Here is a 22,439-nt window from a genome sequence, read left to right as displayed (position 1 = left end):
GTCGAACCCCTTGCATCGCCACCTGCAACCGGCAGATCTTTCGCAGCGATCGCCACCCGTGCAAGGGCGACTGGCGACCTCAGCTCGCCCAGGGCATGGCTGGTTACACTCCAGGGCCCCACCATCGGACGCGAGATTCGCAACTGTGCGTAATGTGTAGACCATCACGGAGGCCGACCTCAGGTAAGGGTCTTCCCCAGCCCCACCAGATCCAGCAACGCTCGTAGTTCCGGCGGGGTGTTGCACAGGCGCAGGCCCGGCGCGCCCATTCTGCGGGCCGTCAGGGAGAGGCGGGCGATCGCCTCGATCGTCGTCAGGTCCGGGTGGGCGACGGCGCTCGTGTCGCAGGACGCCTCCGCGGTCGGGGACGCCGTCAGGGCCGCCGCCAGTTCGGCGCAGAGGCGGGGGACATCGGCCCGGGTGAGGGGGTCCGGGAGAACGACGACGGCCGTCGGCTGCTCGGGGTTCATGTCCAGGCAGACCGGCGGCGCGCCGGGAATTCATCGCATCGAGGTCAGGCGATACGTTCCCGCACCACCGGGGTCGCCGTGAACGCCGTGCCCGCGGGGGCGATGTCGTACGCGTCCGGGAGCGCCTTCAGGGCGTAGTCGAACTTCTCCGGGGTGTCCGTGTGCAGCGTCAGCAGCGGCTGGCCGTCGGTGATCACGTCGCCGGGCTTGGCGTGGATCTCGATGCCGGCCCCGGCCTGGACCGGGTCCTCCTTGCGGGCGCGGCCCGCGCCGAGGCGCCAGGCGGCGACGCCGATGTCGTAGGCGTCCAGGCGGGTCAGGACGCCGGAGGCGGACGCCTTGATGACGTGCTGCTCGCGGGCGACCGGGAGCGCGGCGTCGGGGTCGCCGCCCTGGGCGGAGATCATGCGGCGCCAGACGTCCATCGCGGAGCCGTCCTGGAGGGCCTTCTCCGGGTCGGCGTCCTTGAGGCCCGCCGCGTCCAGCATCTCGCGGGCGAGGGCCAGCGTGAGGTCGATGACGTCCTTCGGGCCGCCACCGGCCAGGACCTCGACGGACTCGCGGACCTCCAGGGCGTTGCCCGCGGTGAGGCCCAGCGGAGTGGACATGTCGGTGAGCAGGGCGACCGTGCGGACGCCGCTGTCGGTGCCGAGGGCGACCATCGTGGAGGCCAGCTCGCGGGCGTCGTCCAGGGTCTTCATGAAGGCGCCGGAGCCGACCTTGACGTCCAGGACCAGGGCGCCGGTGCCCTCGGCGATCTTCTTGGACATGATCGAGCTGGCGATGAGCGGGATCGCCTCGACGGTGCCGGTGACGTCGCGCAGCGCGTACAGCTTCTTGTCGGCCGGGGCGAGGCCGTCGCCCGCCGCGCAGATGACCGCGCCGGTGGTGTCGAGGACGTCCAGCATCTCGGCGTTGGAGAGGTGGGCGCGCCAGCCGGGGATGGACTCCAGCTTGTCGAGGGTGCCGCCGGTGTGGCCGAGGCCCCGGCCGCTGAGCTGGGGGACGGCCGCGCCGCAGGCGGCGACGAGCGGGGCGAGCGGCAGGGTGATCTTGTCGCCGACGCCACCGGTGGAGTGCTTGTCCGTGGTGGGGCGGGAGAGGCTGTCGAAGTTCATCCGCTCACCGGAGGCGATCATCGCGGCGGTCCAGCGGGCGATCTCCGTACGGTTCATGCCGTTCAGCAGGATCGCCATGGCCAGCGCGGACATCTGCTCGTCGGCGACCTCGCCGCGGGTGTACGCGTCGATGACCCAGTCGATCTGCTCGGGGGTCAGCTCGCCTCGGTCCCGCTTGGTGCGGATGACGGAGATGGCGTCCATGGTCTGGCGTCCTTCCGGCCGGTACGTACAAACGCGTGGGTCCCGTTGACTCTACGCGCATAGAGAGCAAAAGAGCCGCCGGGTGGGCCCGTTGTGCGGGCCCACCCGGCGGAAGGCGTCAGCCGAGGTGCGACGGGCCGAACGCCTGGGGCAGCATCTCGTCCAGGGTGCGGAAGCCGTCCGGGGTCTCCAGGATCAGCTCCGGTCCGCCGAACTCGTACAGCAGCTGCCGGCACCGGCCGCACGGGACCAGGCTCTCGCCCGCCCCGTCCACGCAGGTGAAGTGGGTCAGCCGGCCGCCGCCCGTGGCGTGCAGCTGGGAGACCAGGCCGCACTCGGCGCACAGCCCGATCCCGTACGAGGCGTTCTCGACGTTGCAGCCGGTGATCGTACGGCCGTCGTCCACCCGGGCGGCGACGCCGACCGGGTAGCCGGAGTACGGGGCGTACGCCCGGGACATGGCGTCCCGGGCCGCGGCTCGCAGGGCTTCCCAGTCGGCCTCGGTGAAGGGCGGCGTCACTTGCCCTGGCCCTTGCGGTAGCGCATGCCGTCCGCCTTCGGCATCCGCAGCCGCTGCGCGGAGAGCGAGAGGACGAGCAGCGTGACGATGTACGGCGTGGCGCTCACGAACTCCGTGGGCACGCTGTCCGTACCGAGGTACCAGACCAGGACGACCGCCGCGATGACCGCGCTGACGACGCCCTGCACCCAGCTCTTGCGGTAGAGCTTCCACCCGGCGATGCCGACGAGCACCACGCACAGCAGCAGGAGCAGCGCGTGGACGGACTCGCCGCCGTTGCGCAGCTGGAGCGCGTCGGCGAAGCCGAACAGGCCCGCGCCCATGGCGAGTCCGCCGGGGCGCCAGTTGCCGAAGATCATCGCGGCGAGACCGATGTAACCGCGTCCGCCGGTCTGGCCCTCGTTGTAGATGTGCGAGGTGACCAGGGAGAGGAAGGCACCGCCGAGCCCGGCGAGCCCGCCGGAGACGATCACCGCGATGTACTTGTACGTGTAGACGTTGACGCCCAGCGATTCGGCGGCGACCGGGTTCTCGCCGCAGGAGCGCAGCCGCAGGCCGAACGCGCTCTTCCACAGGACGAAGAAGGTCCCGATGAAGAGGACGACGGCGAGGATCGTCAGCAGCGAGAGGTTGGTGACGAGGCCGCCGAGGATGCCGGCCAGGTCGGAGACGAAGAACCAGTGGTGCTTCTCGATGGAGTGCAGTCCGTCGGAGAGGCCGGGGATCGTCACCGAGGTGATCTCGTCGGCCGGCGGGGACTGCTTCGGGGAGCCGCCCTTGGCCGCCGCCTCGCCGGTGTTGAACCACAGCTTGGCGAAGTAGGTGGTGAAGCCGAGCGCCAGGATGTTGATCGCGATGCCGGAGATGATGTGGTCGACGCCGAAGGTGATGGTCGCGACCGCGTGCAGCAGGCCGCCGAGCATGCCGCCGATGACCCCGGCGAGGACGCCGAGCCAGGGGCTGGTCTGCCAGCCGGCCCAGGCACCGAAGAAGGTGCCGAGGATCATCATGCCTTCGAGGCCGATGTTGACCACACCGGCGCGTTCGGACCAGAGGCCGCCGAGACCGGCGAGGCCGATCGGCACGGCCATGGCGAGCGCCGCACTGATCTGGCCCGCCGAGGTGACGTCCTGGGCGCCGGTGATGGCGCGCACGGCGGACAGCGCGAGCAGGACGCCCGCGACGATCAGCAGGATGACGGGGAACGAGAGGCGGGAGCGCCCGCTCTTGCCGCCGGAGACCTTGGGGGCCGCCGGGGGCGGGGTGGAAGTCGCCGTGACGGTCACGCCGACACCTCCTGCTGGTCGGAGTTACGGGCGGCCTGTGCGGCGAGTTCCGCGCCGACCTTGCTCTGCTGGCGCTTGAGTCCGTAGCGGCGGACGACTTCGTACGCGATGACGACGCACAGGACGATGACGCCCTGGATCACGCCGACGATCTCCTTGTCGTATCCCTCGAACTCCAGCTTTCCGGTGCCGCGCTCCAGGAAGCCCCAGAGCAGCGCGCCGAGCGCGATGCCGACGGGGTGGTTGCGGCCGAGGAGGGCGATGGCGATACCCGTGAAGCCGATGCCGACCGGGAAGTCGCCGCTGAACTCGTGGCTGTCGTTGAGCAGCGTCGGCATGCCGATGAGACCGGCGACGGCGCCCGAGATGAGCATCGAGGTGATGACCATGCGGCGGACGTTGACCCCGCTGGCCTCGGCGGCGGAGCCGGACTGGCCGACCGTGCGCAGGTCGAAGCCGAAGCGCGTACGGGAGAGCGTGAACCAGTACGCGATGCCGGCGGCGACGGCGACGACGATGAAGCCCCAGATCGGCGTCGGCGTCGTCGGGAACTCGAAGAAGTGCGAGGACTCCGGGAGCGGCTTGGTGGAGATCTTGGTGCCGGCCTCGTCCAGGTGGCCGAGGCGGTTCTGCTGGAGCAGATAGCCGATGATCGCGGTCGCGATGGAGTTCAGCATGATGGTCGAGACGACCTCGCTGACGCCCCGGGTGACCTTGAGCAGACCGGCGATACCGGCCCACATGGCGCCGACGATCATCGCGGTGAGGATGATCAGCGGGATCTGGAGGGCGCCGGGCAGGGTCAGCGCGCCGCCGAGCGCGGCGGCGAAGAAGGCGGCCAGGCGGTACTGCCCGTCGACGCCGATGTTGAAGAGGTTCATCCGGAAGCCGACGGCCACCGCGAGACCCGCGAGGTAGTACGTCGTCGCCTTGTTGAGGATGTAGACCTGGCTGTCCGACTTCAGGCCGTAGTCGAACATGATGCCGAAGGCGTTGAACGGCTCCTTGCCGGTGGCGGCGAGCACGAGTGCCGTCACCAGGAAGGCGACCACGATCGCGAGTACGGGGGCCGCGATCCCCAGGAGCAGCCGCTCCTTGTCGATCTTCTTCATCGGTCCTCTCCCCCTTCGCGGGGGTCGGTGTCGTCGTCCGTGGCGGGCGCGGCGGGCGCCTCGCCCTCCTCCGGCGCTTCCAGGTGGCCGCTGGCCGCGCCGGTCATCGCCGAGCCCAGCTCCTCGGGGGTGATGGCCGCCGGGTCGGCGTCCGCGACCAGGCGGCCGCGGTACATGACGCGCAGGGTGTCGGAGAGCCCGATCAGCTCGTCCAGGTCGGCGGAGATCAGCAGGACCGCCAGGCCCTCGCTCCGTGCCTCGCGGATCTGGTCCCAGATCTGGGCCTGGGCGCCGACGTCGACGCCCCGGGTGGGGTGCGCGGCGATCAGGAGCTTGGGCGCGTGGCTCATCTCGCGGCCGACGATCAGCTTCTGCTGGTTGCCGCCGGAGAGGGAGGCCGCGGTGACGTCGATCCCGGGGGTGCGGACGTCGTACTCGCGGACGATGCGCTCGGTGTCGGTGCGGGCGGCCTTGATGTCGAGGAAGGCGCCCCGGCTGTTGGGCCGCTCGGTGACGTGGCCGAGGATGCGGTTCTCCCAGAGCGGGGCCTCCAGGAGGAGGCCGTGCCGGTGGCGGTCCTCGGGGATGACGGCCATGCCGCCCTCGCGGCGCTTGCGGGTCGGGGTACGGGAGATGTCCGCGCCGTCCAGCGTGAGGACGCCCGCGTCCGGGGAGCGCATGCCCATGATCGCGTCGACCAGTTCGGACTGGCCGTTGCCCTCCACGCCGGCGATGCCCAGGACCTCGCCCTTGTGGATGGTGAAGGTGATGCCGTCGAGCACGGCGCGCACGGCGCCGTCCGGGTCGGTCGCGGTGAGCCGCAGGCCGTCCACGGTGAGCATGGGCGTGTCGGTGACCGTGGACTCGCGGGTCTCCGGGGAGGGGAGCTCGCTGCCGACCATGAGCTCGGCGAGCTGCTTGGTCGTGGTGTTCCGGGGGTCGGCGGTGCCCACGGTGGTGCCGCGCCGGATGACCGTGATCTCGTCGGCGACCGACAGGACCTCGCCCAGCTTGTGCGAGATGAAGATGACGGTCAGGCCCTCGGCCTTGAGCTCCCGCAGGTTGTCGAAGAGCGCGTCGACCTCCTGGGGCACGAGGACCGCGGTCGGCTCGTCCAGGATCAGGGTGCGGGCGCCCCGGTAGAGGACCTTGAGGATCTCCACGCGCTGCCGGTCGGCGACCCCGAGGTCCTCGACCATGGCGTCCGGGCGGACGCCGAGACCGTACGCGTCGGAGATCTCCCGGATCTTGGCGCGGGCCCGGTCGCCGATGCCGTAGAGCTTCTCGGAGCCCAGGACGACGTTCTCCAGGACGGTGAGGTAGTCGGCGAGCATGAAGTGCTGGTGCACCATGCCGATGCCGCGGTCGATGGCGTCGCCCGGGTTGGAGAACACGGCCTGTTCGCCGTCGATCGCGATGGTGCCCTCGTCCGGCTTCTGCATGCCGTAAAGGATCTTCATCAGAGTGGACTTGCCGGCGCCGTTCTCGCCGACGAGGGCGTGGACGGTGCCGCGGCGCACGGTGATGTCGATGTCGTGGTTGGCCACGACCCCGGGGAACCGCTTGGTGATACCGCGGAGCTCCACGGCGTGGGGACTGCTGGACGCGTTGATGGCGCACTCTCCTTGGCAGGAGCGGAGGGCGGGGGCGGTGAGGACGGGAGGCGGGGGTGGAAAACGTATCGCGCCCGGCCGGTTCCAGTCCCGACGCTACGCGCGTAGCGTCGCCGAATCGTTGGCCACCTGATCACAGGTGGCCTCCACCCCGCCGGGGGTACGTGAATCGGGGCCCGGAACGAGCGGCCGAAGCCGCTCGCCGGGCCCCGATCGACGGTGGATCAGGTCGTGGTCTTGACCGTGATGGTGCCGTCGACGATCTTCTTCTTCGCCTCGTCGAGCTGGGTCTGGATGTCCTTGAGGTGGTCACCCGTGGGGGTCAGGCTGACGCCGCCCTTGGCCAGCGAGTAGGTCTGCGTACCGGTCAGCGGCTTGCCGTCCTTGACCGACTTGACCAGGTCGAAGACGCCGGAGTCGACGTTCTTGACGACCGAGGTCAGGATCGTGTCGGCGTACTTCGACAGGGCCGGGTCCTTGGCCTGGTCGGAGTCGACGCCGATGGACCAGGCGCCCTTCTTGCCGGCGACGGCCTCGATCGAACCGGCGCCCGAGCCGCCCGCGGCGGCGAAGATGACGTCGATGCCCTTGTCGAGCATGCCCTTGGCGGCGGCCTTGCCCTTGTCGGGGCTGCCGAAGCCGGAGAGGTCCGAGCCGGTGGACAGGTACTGGATCTGCACCGTGGCCTTCGGCTTGGTGTCCAGGACGCCCTGGCGGAAGCCGGCCGCGAACTTCTTGATCAGCGGGAGGTCGACGCCGCCGATGAAGCCGATCTTGTCGTCCTTGGACTTCAGCGCCGCCGCGACACCGGCGAGGTACGAGCCCTGCTCCTCGGTGAAGACGATGTTGGCGACGTTCTTCGCGTCGGAGACCGAGTCGACCAGGCCGAAGCTGACCTTCGGGTACTTGGGCGCGATCTTGTCGACCGCGTCCTTGTACGCGAAGCCGATCGCGATGACCGGGTTGTAGCCGCCCTCGGCGAGCGACTGGAGGCGCTGGTCACGGTCGGCCGAGCTCTCACCGGTCTTGGCGGTGAGCTCCTTCGTCTCGGCGCCGAACTCGGCCTTGGCCTTGTCCAGGCCGCGCGCGGCGGAGTCGTTGAACGAGTTGTCGCCACGGCCGCCGACGTCGTAGGCCATGCCGATCTTCATCTTGCCGTCGCCCGAGCCGCTGCTCTCGTCGGACGACTCGCCGCACGCGGTGGCGGTGAGAGCGAGGGCCGCGGTGACGGCGATCGCGGCGCTGAACTTGGATACCCGGCGCAAGGGAAGGCTCCTTCAAACCTGACCGAAGCGCCTCTTCCGGCGCTGGTTTCGCCGCGATCGTAACGCGCGTAGATGTCAGATAAAGCCCTGTACGGAAGCCGTTATCGGATCGTCGCGAACGCACGCCGAACGCGGGGCGACGCGTCCGGTTACAGGTGGTTGACGTGGAGCAACGCGGAGGCGGTGAAGAGTTCCACGCCGACCGTGATCGCTTCCTCGTCGGCATCGAAATTGCCCCGGTGCAGGTCGAGCCCGCGCGTGTCGCCGGGGGTGCGGACGCCCAGGCGCGCCATGGCCCCCGGGACGTGCTCCAGGTACCAGGAGAAGTCCTCGCCGCCGAGGCTCTGCTCGGTGTCCTCGATCGCATACGATCCGCGGCGCGCGGCCATCGCGCCGGCCAGCAGATCGGTCGTCGCGACCTCGTTGACGACGGGCGGGACGCCCCGGACGTAGTTGATCACCGTCTTGGCCCGGTGCATTCCGGCCACCTCGTCGATCGCGGCGTGCACCAGGTCCGGCGCCTCGCGCCACGCCTTGAGGTCCAGGCAGCGGACCGTGCCGGAGAGCTCCGCGTGCTGCGGGATGACATTGCAGGCGTGGCCCGTCTCCAGGCGCCCCCAGGTCAGGGCGAGCCCGGCCCGCGCGTCGACCCGGCGGGCCAGCAGGGCGGGCACCTCGGTGGCGACCTTGGCGGCGGCGGTGACCAGGTCCGTGGTCAGGTGCGGGCGGGCGGTGTGGCCGCCGGGGCCGTCCAGGGAGAGTTCGAGGCGGTCGCAGGCGGAGGTGATCGCGCCGACCCGGAGCCCGATCCGGCCGACGTCCACCTTCGGGTCGCAGTGGACGCCGATGATCCGGCCGACGCCTTCGAGGACCCCGGACTCGATCGCGTCGGGTGCCCCGCCGGGCAGCACCTCCTCGGCCGGCTGGAAGATCAGCCGCACCGGGTTGGGCAGCAGCCCCTGCCGGTCCAGCTCGGCGAGCACGAGGCCGGCGCCGAGCACGGTGGTGGTGTGGACGTCGTGCCCGCAGGCGTGCGCCCGGTCGGGCACGGTGGAGCGGTAGGGCACGCCGCTCTTGGTGTCCGGGATGGGCAGCGCGTCGATGTCGGCCCGGAGCGCGAGCATCGGCCGGGTGTCCTCCCCGCGCGTCCCGACGTCGCACATGAGCCCGGTCCCGGAGGCGAGCACCTTCGGCGCGAGCCCGGCCTGCTCCAGCCGGGCCTTGATCGCCGCGGTGGTGCGGAACTCCTGATTGCCCAGCTCAGGGTGCATGTGGAGATCCCTGCGGAAGGCGATCAGCTCGGCGCGCAGGGCGTCGGGCAGCGTGCCGGGCAGGCTCTCGCCCTGGGAGGGGCCGGCTTCGGACTCGGGGCAGATCAACTGGCTCACCTTTTGAAGGGTAAGCCTGTTCCCTCCTCAACTGACCATGAAACAAGAAAACTTCAGCCACACAGGCGAATGTTTGGCCGCGTCCCGGCGTGTGGGACGCGCGCGGGATGGGTACACTCCGGCGCTCGCCGCGCGGTGGAGCGGCGGTCGGGCGGGGCAGCCGCGCACGGGCCCCTGCGCTCTCCTACGCCTCCCCCGTCACCGCCGTGACCCGCCAGGGCGCGAGGCGGTGGACGTCCCGGGCGGTCTCCGTGACACCGCTCAGGAAGCCCTGGGCGCGGGGCGAGGCCGTTTCGTGGAGCCATTCCGGGGCGATGTCGCAGACCGCGACCTTCACCTCGGTGCCGGCCAGGGCCAGGGGCAGGGTGTGCACCACCGTGGACGGGAAGCTCAGGACCGTGCGGCCGATCGGGCCGCGCCGGGCGATGAGCTCCAGGGGGAGGTCGGGCCGGACGATCTCCAGGCCGGTGACCGCTTCCAGGGCGTGCAGCTTCTCGGTGGACTCGCGGCGGTGCGCGAAGTAGCGGGTGGCGCCGTGCGTACGGGCGAGGGCGCCGACCGCCTCCAGATAGCGGTCCCGGTCCACCACGCCCGTCTCGACCAGCGAGGTGCCGACCAGGTCCGCGCCCTTGGTGAGCGAGGGCGGGCCGAAGCGGGACCGGGTCCAGGAGAAGGTGTTCGGGATGAGGGTGACGCCCGGCGGCGGGATCACGGGCATGGCGGTGAACAGCTCGACCTCGCGCGCCGCCGACGGGGTGAACCTGCGCCGCGCGGTGGACGTCACCGGGGCGAGGGCCAGGCCGCGCGGGTCGAAGCCGCCGCGCCGGTGCCAGCGCACCAGCCGCTCGCCCCGGGTGAGCTGGGCGACGAACTCCATGGTGGCGGTGCCGTCGTCCACCACGGTGAGGCGGCGGGGGCGTACGAGCGACAGCAGCAGCTGCACGTAGCGCGAGAACGGGTCGCCGATGACGATGTGGTCGGCGTTGCGGACGAGCCGGGTGAGGGCGCGCAGCGACTTCAGGGGGGTGCCCGAGTCGCCGCGCGCCTCCTGCCAGCGCACGGTCATGCCCTCGTCGCGGGCCAGCTCCGCCATCCGGCGCAGCTGACCGCGCGACATCGGGTCGACCGGGGGGAGGACGACGACGGTGACGTCCGTGAGGACGCGCCCGCCGCCTCCCTCGGTGACGGCCCACTCCAGGACGTTCAGGAGCTGGACCGGGCTCTCGACGAAGGCGAGGTTCACCGGCCGGCCCGTCAGACCGCGACCGGCTCGGCGGCCGGGGCCGCCGCGTCGCTCTCCGCCACGACGCCCGGGACCCGGCGGAGCTTCTTCATCGGGCCGAGCTCGGACTCGTACACCTTCTTGACGCCGTCGCCGAGGCTCGCCTCGATGGTGCGGATGTCGCGGACCAGGCGGGACAGGCCCTGAGGCTCGACGGACGCGGCCTGGTCGGAGCCCCACATGGCGCGGTCCAGGGTGATGTGGCGCTCCACGAACGCGGCGCCGAGGGCGACGGCGGCGAGGGTGGTCTGGAGGCCCGTCTCGTGGCCGCTGTAGCCGATCGGGACGTTGGGGTACTCCTGCTGGAGGGTGTTGATGACCCGCAGGTTCAGCTCCTCGGCCTTCGCCGGGTACGTGGAGGTGGCGTGGCAGAGCAGGATGTTGTCGGAGCCCAGCACCTCGACGGCGTGCCGGATCTGGCGCGGGGTCGACATGCCGGTGGAGAGGATCACCGTGCGGCCGGTGGCGCGCAGGGTGCGCAGCAGCTCGTCGTCGGTGAGCGAGGCGGAGGCCACCTTGTGGGCGGGGACGTCGAACTTCTCGAGGAAGGCGACGGCCTCGGTGTCCCACGGCGAGGCGAACCAGTCGATGCCGCGCTCCGCGCAGTGCTCGGAGATGGCCCGGTACTCGTCCTCGCCGAACTCGACGCGGTGGCGGTAGTCGATGTACGTCATGCGGCCCCAGGGGGTGTCGCGCTCGATGTCCCACTGGTCGCGCGGGGTGCAGATCTCCGGGGTGCGCTTCTGGAACTTGACGGCGTCGCAGCCGGCTTCGGCGGCCACGTCGATCAGCGCGAGGGCGTTGCCGAGGTCGCCGTTGTGGTTGATGCCGATCTCGCCGGTGATGTAGACGGGGTTGCCCGGTCCGGCGGTGCGGTTGCCGAGGGTGCGCAGGCGGGAGGTGCTCATGAGGGTGTTCCTTACTCGGTGGGGGCTGAGGTGGGGGCTGTGGTGAGGGTGGGGCCCAGGAGCCAGGCCGCGATCTCGCGGATGGCGCCGGAGCCGCCGGGGGTGGTCGTCACGGCGCGCGCCGCTGCGCGCACCGAGTCGTGGGCGCTCGCGACGGCCACGGGCCAGCCGGCGAGCGCGAAGCAGGGGAGGTCGTTGACGTCGTTGCCGACGTACATGACGCGTTCGGGTGCGAGGGACTGCTCGTCGCACCACTGCTTGAGCGCGAGGTCCTTGCGGTCGATGCCGTGCAGGACCGGCACCCGCAGCTTGTGGGCGCGGGCGGCGACGACGGGGTTCTGTTCGGTGGACAGGATCAGCAGCGGTACGCCCGCCTTGCGGAGGGCGGCGATGCCGAGCCCGTCGCCCCGGTGCACGGCGACGGTCTCGCGGCCGTCGGAGTCCACGAGGACCCGGTCGTCGGTCTGGGTGCCGTCGAAGTCGAGGACCACGGCGTCGATGTCGTCCAGGGTCGGCAGCGGGGCCGGGTCCAGGAGCGGGGCGAGCGCGCGGGCGCGGGCCAGGTCGTGCGGGTCGTCGATCTCCAGGACGCGCGCCGGGTCGGTGCGGACCAGCGCGGTGTGGCCGAAGAAGCGGTGCCGGTGGGTGCGGAAACCGGCCGCGTCCATGGCGTAGGCGGCGCCCGTCTCCAGCAGGTCCTCGGGGCGGTCCTGGCGGCGCGGGCGGACCCGCTTGTCGTGGTTGACGCCGTAGTTGTGGTCCTCGACCGCGGTGCCGTCGCGCCACAGGAAGCCGTGGAAAGGGGCGACGGTGACGGCGGTGTCGGCGCCCTCGCGGGCGACGGCGGCGGCGACCCCGTCGATGTCCTCGCGGGTGACGAAGGGGCTGGTGCACTGGACGAGCAGGACGACGTCGGCGGTACGTCCCCGCAGCGCCTCGTAGGCGTCGAGGGCGTGCAGCACGGCGGCCTCGCTGGTCGCGGTGTCGCCGGCGATCTCCTCGGGGCGCTGTACGCAGTGCAGCCGGGCGCTCTCGCCGAGGGCTTCGGCCGCCGCGCGGGCGGCCTCGGCGACGGCGGGCGCGTCGGTCGTCACCACGACGTCGGTGACCTCGCCGGAGGCCAGGCAGGCGTTGACGGCGCGGGCGACGAGCGGGACGCCGCCGACCCGGGCGAGGTTCTTGGCGGGTACGCCCTTGGAGCCGCCGCGTGCGGGGATGACGGCGAGCACAGTGGGTCGGTTCATCGGTGCTCCAGTAGGTGGCTTGTCGGTGTTCACAGCTCCCCCATCCGCCGGACGACCGGGGCGACGCGCTGGACGCCGTGCCGGTACGCGCCCCGGGCCGCGTCCCGGACCGCCTCGCGCACCGCCGTCCTGACCCGCCCGGCCTCCCGGGGCGCGGCGGCGCCGGGCAGCGGGTGGCCGTCGGGGGCCAGGTGGTGGCGGGCGAGGATGCCGGGGAGGTAGCCGGGGGCGGAGGCGGGCGTGTAGTAGGGCGCCGGGTCGGGCAGTCGGTCCCGGTCCAGCAGTGCGGTGACCCGGGCCCGGGCGGTGTCGTAGGCCGTGGGGTAGCTGCCGTCGGCGGCGACGCCCTGGCCGGCCAGCCAGTCCGGGTCGGGTTCCGGGTGCCCGCCGCCGTCCAGGTGGTCGAAGGAGGTGAGCAGTCCGGAGCCGGTGAAGTGGTGGTTGCCGAGGGCTTCGCGCACCCCGAGGTCGGTGAGGACGGCGGTCGGGATGCGGCGGTGCAGGGACTCCAGGGCGGCCGTGGAGGAGACGGTGACGAGGAGGTCGGTGCGGTCCAGGACCTCGCCCATGTGCCCGTACACCAGGCGGAAGTTGGGCGGGAGTCCGCCGGGCAGCCGCTCGGCGAGCCGCTGGTAGGGGTGCTCCTCGATGTGCGTGGTGTGCTCGCCGGGCTTGGAGCGCAGCTTCAGCAGCACCTCGCGGCCGGGGTGCAGCCGGGCGTGCTCGACGAGGCGCCGCAGCAGGTACGCCCGGTCGGCGCGGCTCTCCGGTACGGAGGGCTGGGCGGCGAACACCAGGGTGTCGCGGCCGGGTTCGGGTCGGTACGGCTCGCCGCCGAGGAACGGGAGGGCGGCCTCGGTGACGGCCGAGGCGTCGGCGCCCACTCCCTCGTACACCGTACGGAAACGCTGCGCGTCGTGGCGGGAGTTGGCGAGGACGACGTCGGCGCCGTGGCGCAGCAGGAGCCCGTCGGTGAGCTTCTCGTAGACGACGCCGACGTAGCCGGTGACGAGGACGGGCCTCGTGGGCAGCCGGAGCGCGGCGATGCCGTGCAGCATGGCCTGGACGGCGCCGCCGACGAGGGCGAGGACGACGACGTCGTATCCCTCGTCCCGTACGGCGTGCAGGAATTCGACGGCGGTGACCTCGCGCACCCGGTCGGCGGGGATCCCCACGTCGCCGACCTCGGCGAGCTGGCGGGGGGTCGGGGTCGCCCGGCCGCGCAGCAGCAGTCCGCTGATCTCCACCCGCTGCGCGGGCTCCCCGGACACGGGGGCGGTGAGGCGGTGCGCGGTGAGCGCGCCCCATTTCCACCGGGTGTCGGAGTCGGCGATCACGGCTGCCCTGAGGGCGGTCGTCTTTTCGGTACGTCGTGGCACGTCTTCGAATTTAGGAAGGCATTCGGATTCGCGGCCCAACGTGACGGCAACAGCGGGTTAACAGCCCGCCGACACCCGGAGAATCAGCTGATGGAAAGGGCGTTCCGGGGCGGGCAATCGGGCCGGTTCATGGTCCCGACATTCTTCGTTCACCTGGTGTACCCGTCGGGTCCAGGGTAAATGCCGGACCGGCGCCTAGCGTGGTCCGCGTGGTCAAGCTCTCCGTCATCGTGCCGTTCTACAACGTTCGGGCCTACGCCCCCGACACCCTGAGAAGTCTGCGGGCCAATGCCCGCGAGGGGGTCGAATTCATCCTCGTCGACGACTGTTCGTCCGACGGGACCCTGGACATCCTCCGGCGCGCCGAGCGCGAGCTGCCGGGTGCCGTCCTGGTCCCGCACGAGCGGAACGGGGGCCTGGCCACCGCGCGCAACACGGGGATCGACGCGGCGCGCGGCGAGTACCTCACGTTCCTGGACGGCGACGACTGGGCGGCGCCCGGGCACTACGAGCGGCTGCTCGCCGCGATCACGGCCCTGGGCTGCGATTTCGTCCGTACGGACCATGTGCAGTTCACCGACCGGGTGCGCACGGTCCACCGCGTCCCGTTCGGGCTGCGGAACACCGTGGTCAGCCCGCGCGAGGTGATCCTGCCGGCCGACCGGTCGACGCCGGTGGACTACGCGTACGCCTGGGCCGGGGCCTATCACCGCCGGCTCGCGGACTCGGGGCTGCTACGGTTCCGGGACGGGCTGCGCACGGCGGAGGACCGGCCGTGGATCTGGCGGCTGCACCGGGAGGCGGAGTCCTTCGCGGCGGTCGGGCTGCCCGGGATCTTCTACCGGCGCGGGGTCGCCTCCTCGCTGACCCAGATCGGCGATGTGCGCCAGCTGGACTTCATTCGCGCGTTCGATCAGGTGCTGGAGGAAACGGCCCTGGATCCGGACGCGGACCGGCTGATGCCGAAGGCCGTGCGTACGTACTGCGCGGTCATGGCGCACCATTTGGAATCCATCGAAAGGTTCGAACCAGCAGTGGCCAGGAAATTGCGCTCGATGAGTGCGGCTTCGCTGCGGCGCATGCCCCAGGACATTCTCGCGGAAACGCTGAATTCACTGGGTGAGCGCCGTGCGGACCGGCTGCGCCGGGTGCGCCGCCGCTCGGTGTCGCGGGAGGTCGCGGCCTGATGCCCGCCACCATCCAGATCTTCTCGGCGTGCACGCAGTACGCCGCCGCGACGCTCGTCGCGGCCCTGCGCTCGGGCATGTTCGGGCCGCGCTCCGCGCACCGGCGCATCCTCGTCGTGAGCGACACCTCGCCCGCCCCGGAGCTCGGCACGCCGCTCCACGAGCGGCCCGGATTCGAGGCGCTGGCCGCCGAGTTCGACGCGGTGCGGTCCTGGAACGACTTCATCAGCCCGTTCCACCCGGGCGGCTGGGCCCCCCGGGAGCAGGACGCCCCGCTGTGGGAGCGGGCGGTGCGCGCGGCCTGGGACCTCGGGGACGGACCGGTCGAGCTGGCCTGCGAGTCCATCCAGGCGAACCCCGCCCAGGCGCTGGCGACGGTCTTCGGGGACAGCCCGCTGCATGTGTACGCGGACGGGCTGATGAGCTACGGACCGACCCGCAGCCGGCTCGACCAGCTGATCGGCACCCGCATCCGCCGGCTGCTCCACCTGGACCTGGTGCCGGGCCTGAAGCCCTTGCTGCTCACGGAGTTCGGGGTGGAGCCGGAGGTCGTCCCGACGGACGTGTTCCTCAAGGTGCTGGGCGAGCTGGCCGACCCGGTCGCCGCACCGGAGGCCCCGGGCCCCGCGCTGGTTCTCGGGCAGTACCTGTCCACGCTGGGCATCCTGACGCCCCGCCAGGAGGAGGAGCTGCACGCGGGGATGGTGCGCGGCGCGGTCGCCCTCGGCCACACCCGTATCGTCTTCAAACCGCATCCCAGCGCGCCCGCCCACTGGACGCGCGCCCTGGAGGAGGAGGCGGTACGGCTCGGTGCGGTGCTCACCGTGGCGGACAGCCCGGTCCTGGCGGAGACGCTGTTCGAGTCGATGCGCCCCGCCCTCGTCGTCGGCTGCTTCTCCACCGCGCTGCTGACCGCCGCCTCGTTCTACGGACTGCCGGTCGCCCGCCTGGGCACGGGCCCGCTGCTGCAACAGCTCAGCCCGTACCAGAACAGCAACCGCATCCCCGTGACCATCGTGGACGCGCTGCTCCCCGACCTGGACGACCCGGCGGCGGTGACCGGCTGGTCGATGCCCTCGCCCGAGGAGATCGCGCGCGGGGCCGCCGGGCTGGTCGGCGCGGTCGGCTACGCGATGCAGCCGCAGCTCCAGGCCCCCCTGCGCCCCGCCGCCGAGCGCTATCTGAGCGGCCACCGGGAAGCCGTGCGGCGGTACTTCAAGCGGCGGCGGCTGACCGCGCTCGGGCTGCCGGGGGCGATTCCGGCGCAGCTCACGTTCATCCCACGCAACGCGACGGTCCGCCGCCTCGCGCGCCGGGCCCGCACCCTGAAGCGGGCCGCGGCCGGCTGAGCATGAGGAAACTCCCGATACTCCGGTCGCCGCGCGGCCGGGCCGCCGCCCTGGCCGCCGTGCTCGCCGCCCTCACCGTCTGCGCCGGGGACGCGGTGGCCCGCAGCTACCCCTTCGGCCCGCTCACCCGCAGCGTCAACGACCTGGGCAACCAGTTCGTCCCGTTCCACGCCCGCCTCTGGGACCTGCTGCACGGCCGCGCCGACGGCGGGCTGCTGCTGAACTGGCAGTCCGGCTACGGCACGGGCTTCCTGCCGGACTTCGGTACGTATCTGAGCAGCCCGTTCGCCCTGCTCGTCGGGGTCTTTCCCCGGGACCGCATCGATCTGGCGGTGTACGCGGTCACGCTGGTGAAGACCGGGGCGGCGGCGGCCGCGATGACGTGGCTGCTGACGGCGCTGCGTCGCGGCCGGGGCCGGGAGTGGGCGGCCGTGGTGCTCGGGGCCTCGTACGCGCTGTGCGGGTGGTCGGTGATCGAGGCCGCGTACAACCCGATGTGGCTGGACGGGCTGATCGCGTTCCCGCTGCTGTGCCTGGCCGCCGAGTGGGCCCGCACGGGCCGTCGGCCGGTCCTGGGCACGCTGCTGGTGACGCTGGCCTGGGTGTCGAACTTCTACACCGCGTACATGGCGACGCTCGGTGCGGCGCTGGTGCTGGTGGTGCGGCTGCTGGTGGAGGACGGGACGCGCCGGGAGCGGGTACGGGGGCTGGGGAGGGCGGTACGGACGGTCGCGCTGGGCGTGGGGCTCGCCGCGCCCGTCCTGGTGCCGGTGTATCTCGGGACGCGGCACGCCTACCCGGGCTGGACGCGTGAGTTCGCCCCGGCGGCCTGGCCCGATGTCGCGGCCCGGTTGCTCCCGGCGACGTACGGCTTCTTCAGCCCGGCGCTCTTCCTCGGCACCGGCGCCCTGCTCCTCGCGGGCGCCCTGGCCTTCCACCGGGCCGTCCCGCGCACCGAACGCCTGGTGTGGGCGGGGCTTGTGGCGGGGGTCGCGCTGTCGTTGCAGTGGGGGCCGACGCATTTGCTGTGGCACGCCTTCGCCACGCCCAACGGCAGCCCGTACCGCCAGACGTTCGTGCTGTCCGGGCTCCTGGTGATCGCCGCCTGGCTGTCGGTCGCCTCCGCCTGGCCGGACCGGCGGGCGCTCCTCGGCGGCGCCGGGGTGGTCGCGCTGATCGCCGCCGGGGCCGCGTCCAGCGCCCTGGTCACCGCCTGGACGTACCCGCTGTCCGTGGCGGGCCTGGTGGCCGTGGCGGGCGCCCTGGTGCTGGCCCGGCGCGGCCGGTACGCCGTACTGGCGGCGCTCCTCCTGGTCGGGGCGCAGGCCGGGCAGGCCGCCGCGACGACCGCGTACGCCGACCGGCAGCGGCTGGGGCGGTTGGACGACTACGCCCCCTGGGGCGAGCGCCAGCGCCTCCAGGCCGCGGCGGTCGCCGAGGCGGACGGCTGGCCGCGCTACCGGACCGATCCGGGCCTGGAACAGAGCACGGCGAACGATCCGCTGCTGACCGGCGGCCAGGGCGGGGCCTACTACAGCAGCCACACCCCGGACGTGCTGACCCGCACCTTCCTCGCCGTGGGCGCCGGGTGGACGTCCAACGGCCGCGCCCTGCACGACCCGGACAGCCCGGTGACCGACGCGGTGTTCTCCGTGGGCGCCCGGGTGCACATGCCGCGCGACCCGCACCAGGGCTGGAACCGCCCGGACGACCGCCCGGTCACAGTGACGCACGAGGACGTGCCGCCGCTGGTGACCGTGCGGTCCACCAACAAGCGTGCGCGCTACGGGCGTTCGCCCTTCCGCAACCAGGAGAAGCTGCTCGGCGCGTCCGTCTACACGGTGCCGGAGACCGCCCTGCGCACAGCGGACGGGAGCGGTACGGCGGACGCGGACGCGTACGACTACGCGGTGCGGCCCGGCACGTACACCCTCCGCGCCGCCTGTCCGGCGGGCAGCGAGGTGTATCTGTGGGCGCCGGACCTGTTCGGCCGCGCGCGGCTGGGGGCGTCCGAAGAGGCCGACTTCCGGGGCGAGTTGCCGGGGCGCCGGGCCGAGCTGCGGAAGCTGGGCGACGGGGGCGGGGCGCTCGACGTGGCGTTGCGGGTGGCCCGGCCGGGGACCGTCCCGCATCAGGCCGTCGGCTGCCTGGACCGGGACCGGCTGGCCCGCGCGGTGGCCGGGCTGAAGCGGACGGGGGCGACGCGGGTGACGGTCACCGGGAGCGGTGTGCGCGCCGAACTCCCCCGGGGGACAAAGGGCTTGGCGGTGCTCGCCGCGCCCCGGATCGCCGGATGGAGCTGCGGGGGCCGCCCGGCGGGCTCGTACCTCGGGCTGGTCGCGGCCCCGGTGAGCGGCGACCGGCCGGTGCTGGACTGCGCGTACCGGCCGCCGGGGCTGAAGGCGGGGAGCCTCGCCGGGGGCCTGGCGCTGCTGGGGCTGGTGGCGGTGGGGCTGCTCGGACGGCGGCGCAGGGCGGCACCGTAAACCCATACCCCCGCGACGACACCGAGACTTCATCTCCGCGTGGTGGGAGCGGCCCGGCGCTCGCGCGTACGTTCCCAGCCATGGTCTCCCTTCTGAACAACCGCCTGGCCCGGCGCGCCCTGCGCCCCGCCGCCGCCCTGGTCGACCGCCGCATCCAGCAGCGCGTGGAGCGCGCCGCCGGACCGTTGCGCGGCGAACTCGCCACCCTGCGCAGGGAGTACGAGGAGGAGCGGCGCGGCCGGTACGCGGTGGAGCTGCTGCTCGACGGGACCGGGCGCGGTGCCCACCGCATGCCCCCGGCCCATGAGGTGGACCGGCTGGTCCGCGAGGTGGGGGCGCTGGCCGGGAACCAGGCGGCGGCGCGGCGCAGTGTGGTGTCCGCCTACCGCACGGTGGTCGCGCTTGAGGCGCTGGGCGTCGGGCGGCTCGCGGGCTCGACGTCCAATGTGTGCGGCAAGCTGGCGACCGTACCGCTGCTGGCCCCGCCGAACGGGCGCATCCTGGAGATCGGCACGCTGTACGGGCTGTTCGCCGCCGCGCTGACCCGGATGACGCACCGGGCGGGGGTGGAGCCGGAGCTGACGATCGTGGACCCGTTGGCCGGTTCCCAGCTCCAGCCGGGCACCTCGCAGCCCGCCGACCCCACGGGCACCCCCGTCCGCGAGGACGTGGTGCGGGCCAACCTGGCGCTGACCGGGGGCGGCACGACGCACCACCCCCGGATCGTGCGGGGCTTCTCCAGCGCCCCGGAGGTGCGGGCGGAGGCGGGCGACCGGGAGTACGGGGTGATCGTGGTGGACGGCGACCACTCCATGGCGGGGGTGGCCGCCGACCTGGAATGGGTCGAGGAGATCGTGTCCCCCGGCGGGATCGTGGTCCTCGACGACTACGGGGACGCGGCGTGGCCGGGCGTCCAGGAGGCCCTGGACAAGCATCTGGCGGACGGGGCCTCGCGGCTGCGGCTGCTGGGGCGCGTGGCGACGTCGGCGTACCTGCGGGCGGAGTGAGGCGTACGCCCCCGGGCCCCGGGCCGGTCAGACGCTGCTGAGCGACAGCTTCGCGGCGAAGCCGAGGAACAGCACCCCGGCCGCCGAGGTGGCCCCGGCCGAGAGCCGTCGGCGCCTGCGGAAGGCGGCGGAGAGCCGGGTGCCGCCGAAGATCAGCGCCGACAGGTACAGGAAGCTGGCGAGCTGGAGCAGGGTGCCGAGGACCAGGAACGACAGGGCCGGGTAGGCGTATCCGGGGTCCACGAACTGCACGAAGAACGAGATCAGGAAGAGGATCGCCTTCGGGTTGAACAGGCTGACCACCAGCGCCCGCCGGTACGGCCGTTCCATCGCCCCCGGGGCCTGCGCCTCGGCCCGCTCCTCGTCGGTGATCTCGGCGACCCGCCGGTGCCGCTCGCGCCACATCGACACGGCCGCGCGCAGCATCCCGATCGCCATCCAGGTCAGATAGCCGGCGCCCGCGTACTTGACGATGGCGAACAGCACGGGCGTCGTCTGCAGCAGCGACGAGGCGCCCAGCGCGGACAGCGTCATCAGCACGGTGTCCCCGGTCCACACCCCGGCCGCCGCCACATACCCGGTCCGCACCCCGCGCCGCGCGGCGACGGAGAGCACGTACAGCGAATTCGGGCCCGGCAGCAGAACGATCAGCACGAGGCCGGCGAGATAGGTCGGAAGGTCGGTGACACCCAGCATGAGACGGAGTCTCGCACGCGCCCACGACACTCCGGAATCGGGGGTTCCGCGACGGTCCCGTCAGTCCTCGTCGCCGTCGAGCAGGCGGTCGACCGAGAGCTCCATCTCGACACCGACCTCGTCGGGCACGAGGAACGACGTCCCTCGCTTGTGGTGCGTCTTGTTCTTGTACTCGCCACTGCGGGGGTCGGTGCACAGCAGCACCAGGTCGTGCTTCCGGTCGGCCACCACGTAGACCGGAATGCCCGCCTGCGCGTAGTCCTCGACCTTGGGCCCGAGGTCGTCCGCCCAGTTGGTCGAGGTCACCTCCACGACCATGCGGAAGACGTGGGGGGCGTAGCAGTTCTTCATGGCGTGCGCGGCACGGAAGTCGGCCTCGACCACCGACAGGTCGGGAATCGCGTAGTCGTCAGGGCCAGTGGGCAACCACAACCCGACACCTTGAACCAGCCTGAGGCCCGTTTTACGAGCGCGGGCACCGAATTCCTCGCCGAGCCAGGACAACGCCAGCGCATGCGTGCCGTCCGCCGGTGGTGTCACAGTGAGCCTCCCCTGGAGAATCTCCACGCGATGCCCAGGCAGCGAGTGTGCGAGCTGTTCTGCTGCCTCGCCGAGCGTCAGCTCCGGCTGCTCCTGCACGTGCACCTGCTCCTCGTGCTGTATGACGGCCACGGCATCCTCCTTTCGGGGATCACTCTTCACGAGCTTATCCAGCCTTGCGGACAAACGGCGAGGATTCGCCCCCAGGTGTGTGCTACCTCCTCGGGACGCGTCGGTGGTCACGCTTTTCTCACATCCGCAGGATTCGGCAACCGGGTGGAGCGGGAACCCGTCCCATGAGATACGCGAGTGCGCGGGCCGAAGACGCCGGGGCCGAGGATGCAGGGGGCTGGGATGATACGCACGGGCAGGACCGGGCGCGGTTACGCGCTCCGAGGGGCCGCCGTCGTCGCCGTGGTGGCGATGGCCGGGGTCACCGCCGGGTGCAAGGAGCAGCCCGCGACCAGTGCCTCGGCCGCGCCCTCCGCACCGGCGGGCAGCAGCTCCCCCGCCGACGACGCGAAGCCGGGCGACGGCTACGCGAGCCCGTCGGCGAGCGCGAAGCCGAAGGAGCCGGTCAAGGCGTCGCCGAAGCCGAGCGCGACCCGCACCACGCCCGCGCCCGACCCGCAGGGCACGGTGCTGATGGCGAGCGGGGCCGAGGGCAAGCAGGTGCGCGAACTCCAGGCGCGGCTGCGGCAGATCGGGCATTTCGACCGCAACCCCACGGGCTACTACGGGACGGTCACCGTGGCCGCCGTGCAGTCCTTCCAGGGCAAGCGCGGTCTGGCCAGGACCGGGAAGACCGACACCGTCACCTGGCAGAAGCTGCTCGGCATGACGCACGAGCCGACGGCCACCGAGCTGAACCCGCCGACCACCCGGCCGGTCGCCAAGCCGGACAAGCGGTGTCTGACGGGGCGGGTCATCTGCATCAGCAAGAACAGCCGCACGCTGTCCTGGATGATCGACGGCAAGGTCGTCTCGTCCATGGACGTGCGGTTCGGCTCGCAGTACACGCCGACCCGCGAGGGCACGTTCTCCGTGTACTGGAAGTCGCGCCACCACGTGTCCACGATCTACCACACGGCCATGCCGTACGCGATGTTCTTCAGCGGCGGCCAGGCGGTGCACTACTCCTCGGACTTCGCGGCCCGCGGCTACAACGGGGCCTCGCACGGATGCGTGAACGTCCGGGACGAGGGGAAGATCGCGGCCCTGTTCGCCGCCGTCCGCACCGGGGACAAGGTCGTCGTCTACAAGTGAGGCGGCGGGAGGAATGAGGGGCGCGGACGGGACCGGGGGAACGTGTCCCGCCCGCGCCATGTGCGCCGAGCCGCAGGTACGGGGGGAACCCCGGCTCCGGGCGCTGCCGATGACCAGTC

General features: G+C 72.2%; 19 protein-coding genes. 5 read left to right on the top strand and 14 right to left on the bottom strand.

Features of this window, described 5'->3' with window-relative positions:
- Positions 1-179: 179 nt before the first annotated feature.
- The 12 genes from AMK18_RS11605 to AMK18_RS11550 form a co-directional block, all read right to left on the bottom strand.
- Positions 180-470, bottom strand: coding sequence for an STAS domain-containing protein (locus AMK18_RS11605; protein WP_073862719.1), 291 nt, complete (start codon positions 468-470; stop codon positions 180-182).
- 44 nt (positions 471-514) lie between these two features.
- Positions 515-1,792: a thymidine phosphorylase gene (locus tag AMK18_RS11600; protein WP_073862718.1), complete on the bottom strand. Its 1,278-nt coding sequence runs from the start codon at positions 1,790-1,792 to the stop codon at positions 515-517.
- A 118-nt stretch (positions 1,793-1,910) separates the two neighbouring features.
- Positions 1,911-2,312: a cytidine deaminase gene (locus AMK18_RS11595; RefSeq protein WP_018101070.1), complete on the bottom strand. Its 402-nt coding sequence runs from the start codon at positions 2,310-2,312 to the stop codon at positions 1,911-1,913.
- On the bottom strand, positions 2,309-3,598 hold the full coding sequence (locus AMK18_RS11590) for an ABC transporter permease (RefSeq protein WP_018101071.1): 1,290 nt from the start codon (positions 3,596-3,598) through the stop codon (positions 2,309-2,311). Before AMK18_RS11590 ends, AMK18_RS11595 begins: the two co-directional genes overlap by 4 nt.
- Positions 3,595-4,710: an ABC transporter permease gene (locus AMK18_RS11585; RefSeq protein WP_018101072.1), complete on the bottom strand. Its 1,116-nt coding sequence runs from the start codon at positions 4,708-4,710 to the stop codon at positions 3,595-3,597. Before AMK18_RS11585 ends, AMK18_RS11590 begins: the two co-directional genes overlap by 4 nt.
- A complete protein-coding gene (locus AMK18_RS11580) occupies positions 4,707-6,296 on the bottom strand; it encodes an ABC transporter ATP-binding protein (RefSeq protein WP_018101073.1) in 1,590 nt (529 codons plus the stop codon). Before AMK18_RS11580 ends, AMK18_RS11585 begins: the two co-directional genes overlap by 4 nt.
- A gap of 251 nt (positions 6,297-6,547) precedes the next feature.
- Positions 6,548-7,588, bottom strand: coding sequence for a BMP family lipoprotein (locus AMK18_RS11575; protein WP_018101074.1), 1,041 nt, complete (start codon positions 7,586-7,588; stop codon positions 6,548-6,550).
- Positions 7,589-7,737: 149 nt separating this feature from the next.
- Positions 7,738-8,967, bottom strand: coding sequence for an amidohydrolase (locus tag AMK18_RS11570; RefSeq protein WP_018101075.1), 1,230 nt, complete (start codon positions 8,965-8,967; stop codon positions 7,738-7,740).
- Positions 8,968-9,160: 193 nt separating this feature from the next.
- On the bottom strand, positions 9,161-10,219 hold the full coding sequence (locus tag AMK18_RS11565) for a hypothetical protein (RefSeq protein WP_018101076.1): 1,059 nt from the start codon (positions 10,217-10,219) through the stop codon (positions 9,161-9,163).
- Between the two features lie 11 nt (positions 10,220-10,230).
- Complete coding sequence (locus tag AMK18_RS11560) at positions 10,231-11,166, bottom strand: N-acetylneuraminate synthase family protein (protein ID WP_018101077.1); 936 nt, start codon at positions 11,164-11,166, stop codon at positions 10,231-10,233.
- 11 nt (positions 11,167-11,177) lie between these two features.
- On the bottom strand, positions 11,178-12,410 hold the full coding sequence (locus AMK18_RS11555) for an acylneuraminate cytidylyltransferase (RefSeq protein WP_073862717.1): 1,233 nt from the start codon (positions 12,408-12,410) through the stop codon (positions 11,178-11,180).
- A gap of 29 nt (positions 12,411-12,439) precedes the next feature.
- Entirely contained in the window at positions 12,440-13,789 is a 1,350-nt protein-coding gene (locus AMK18_RS11550) for a DUF6716 putative glycosyltransferase (RefSeq protein WP_026171260.1), read from the bottom strand.
- Between the two features lie 209 nt (positions 13,790-13,998).
- On the opposite strand from AMK18_RS11550, the gene AMK18_RS11545 reads away from it, so the two are divergent.
- From AMK18_RS11545 to AMK18_RS11530, 4 genes are all read left to right on the top strand, one after another.
- Positions 13,999-14,976 (top strand): glycosyltransferase family 2 protein, encoded by a 978-nt coding sequence (locus AMK18_RS11545; protein ID WP_026171261.1) that lies wholly within the window; start codon positions 13,999-14,001, stop codon positions 14,974-14,976.
- Entirely contained in the window at positions 14,976-16,325 is a 1,350-nt protein-coding gene (locus AMK18_RS11540) for a polysialyltransferase family glycosyltransferase (RefSeq protein WP_073862716.1), read from the top strand. The genes AMK18_RS11545 and AMK18_RS11540 overlap by 1 nt, the downstream gene beginning before the upstream one ends.
- Positions 16,326-16,327: 2 nt before the next feature.
- A complete protein-coding gene (locus tag AMK18_RS11535) occupies positions 16,328-18,811 on the top strand; it encodes a YfhO family protein (protein WP_073862715.1) in 2,484 nt (827 codons plus the stop codon).
- Positions 18,812-18,891: 80 nt separating this feature from the next.
- The gene (locus tag AMK18_RS11530) at positions 18,892-19,818 is read left to right on the top strand and encodes a class I SAM-dependent methyltransferase (RefSeq protein ID WP_073862714.1); all 927 of its coding nucleotides are present in this window, start codon (positions 18,892-18,894) and stop codon (positions 19,816-19,818) included.
- Between the two features lie 27 nt (positions 19,819-19,845).
- Here the strand turns inward: AMK18_RS11530 and leuE are convergent, their stop codons facing one another.
- Positions 19,846-20,514: a leucine efflux protein LeuE gene (gene leuE, locus AMK18_RS11525; RefSeq protein WP_018101084.1), complete on the bottom strand. Its 669-nt coding sequence runs from the start codon at positions 20,512-20,514 to the stop codon at positions 19,846-19,848.
- A gap of 60 nt (positions 20,515-20,574) precedes the next feature.
- Positions 20,575-21,186, bottom strand: coding sequence for a Uma2 family endonuclease (locus AMK18_RS11520; protein WP_073862713.1), 612 nt, complete (start codon positions 21,184-21,186; stop codon positions 20,575-20,577).
- Between the two features lie 222 nt (positions 21,187-21,408).
- Here AMK18_RS11520 and AMK18_RS11515 point away from each other — a divergent pair, with 222 nt between their 5' ends.
- Positions 21,409-22,320 carry a L,D-transpeptidase family protein gene (locus AMK18_RS11515; protein ID WP_073862712.1) on the top strand — a complete coding sequence of 304 codons (912 nt, stop codon included), beginning with the start codon at positions 21,409-21,411 and terminating at the stop codon, positions 22,318-22,320.
- Positions 22,321-22,439 lie beyond the last annotated feature (119 nt).

This window comes from Streptomyces sp. CB01249 (assembly GCF_001905735.1).
Lineage (GTDB): Bacteria > Actinomycetota > Actinomycetes > Streptomycetales > Streptomycetaceae > Streptomyces.
Note: the sequence above shows the minus strand (reverse complement) of the source record. Positions and strands in the feature narration are given on the sequence as shown.

Coding starts and splice junctions, on each gene's coding strand:
- AMK18_RS11605 (WP_073862719.1), bottom strand. CDS start 470: ATGAACCCCGAGCAGCCGACGGCCGTCGTCGTTCTCCCGGACCCCCTC.
- AMK18_RS11600 (WP_073862718.1), bottom strand. CDS start 1,792: ATGGACGCCATCTCCGTCATCCGCACCAAGCGGGACCGAGGCGAGCTG.
- AMK18_RS11585 (WP_018101072.1), bottom strand. CDS start 4,710: ATGAAGAAGATCGACAAGGAGCGGCTGCTCCTGGGGATCGCGGCCCCC.
- AMK18_RS11560 (WP_018101077.1), bottom strand. CDS start 11,166: ATGAGCACCTCCCGCCTGCGCACCCTCGGCAACCGCACCGCCGGACCG.
- AMK18_RS11555 (WP_073862717.1), bottom strand. CDS start 12,410: ATGAACCGACCCACTGTGCTCGCCGTCATCCCCGCACGCGGCGGCTCC.
- AMK18_RS11540 (WP_073862716.1), top strand. CDS start 14,976: ATGCCCGCCACCATCCAGATCTTCTCGGCGTGCACGCAGTACGCCGCC.
- AMK18_RS11535 (WP_073862715.1), top strand. CDS start 16,328: ATGAGGAAACTCCCGATACTCCGGTCGCCGCGCGGCCGGGCCGCCGCC.
- AMK18_RS11530 (WP_073862714.1), top strand. CDS start 18,892: ATGGTCTCCCTTCTGAACAACCGCCTGGCCCGGCGCGCCCTGCGCCCC.
- leuE (WP_018101084.1), bottom strand. CDS start 20,514: ATGCTGGGTGTCACCGACCTTCCGACCTATCTCGCCGGCCTCGTGCTG.
- AMK18_RS11515 (WP_073862712.1), top strand. CDS start 21,409: ATGATACGCACGGGCAGGACCGGGCGCGGTTACGCGCTCCGAGGGGCC.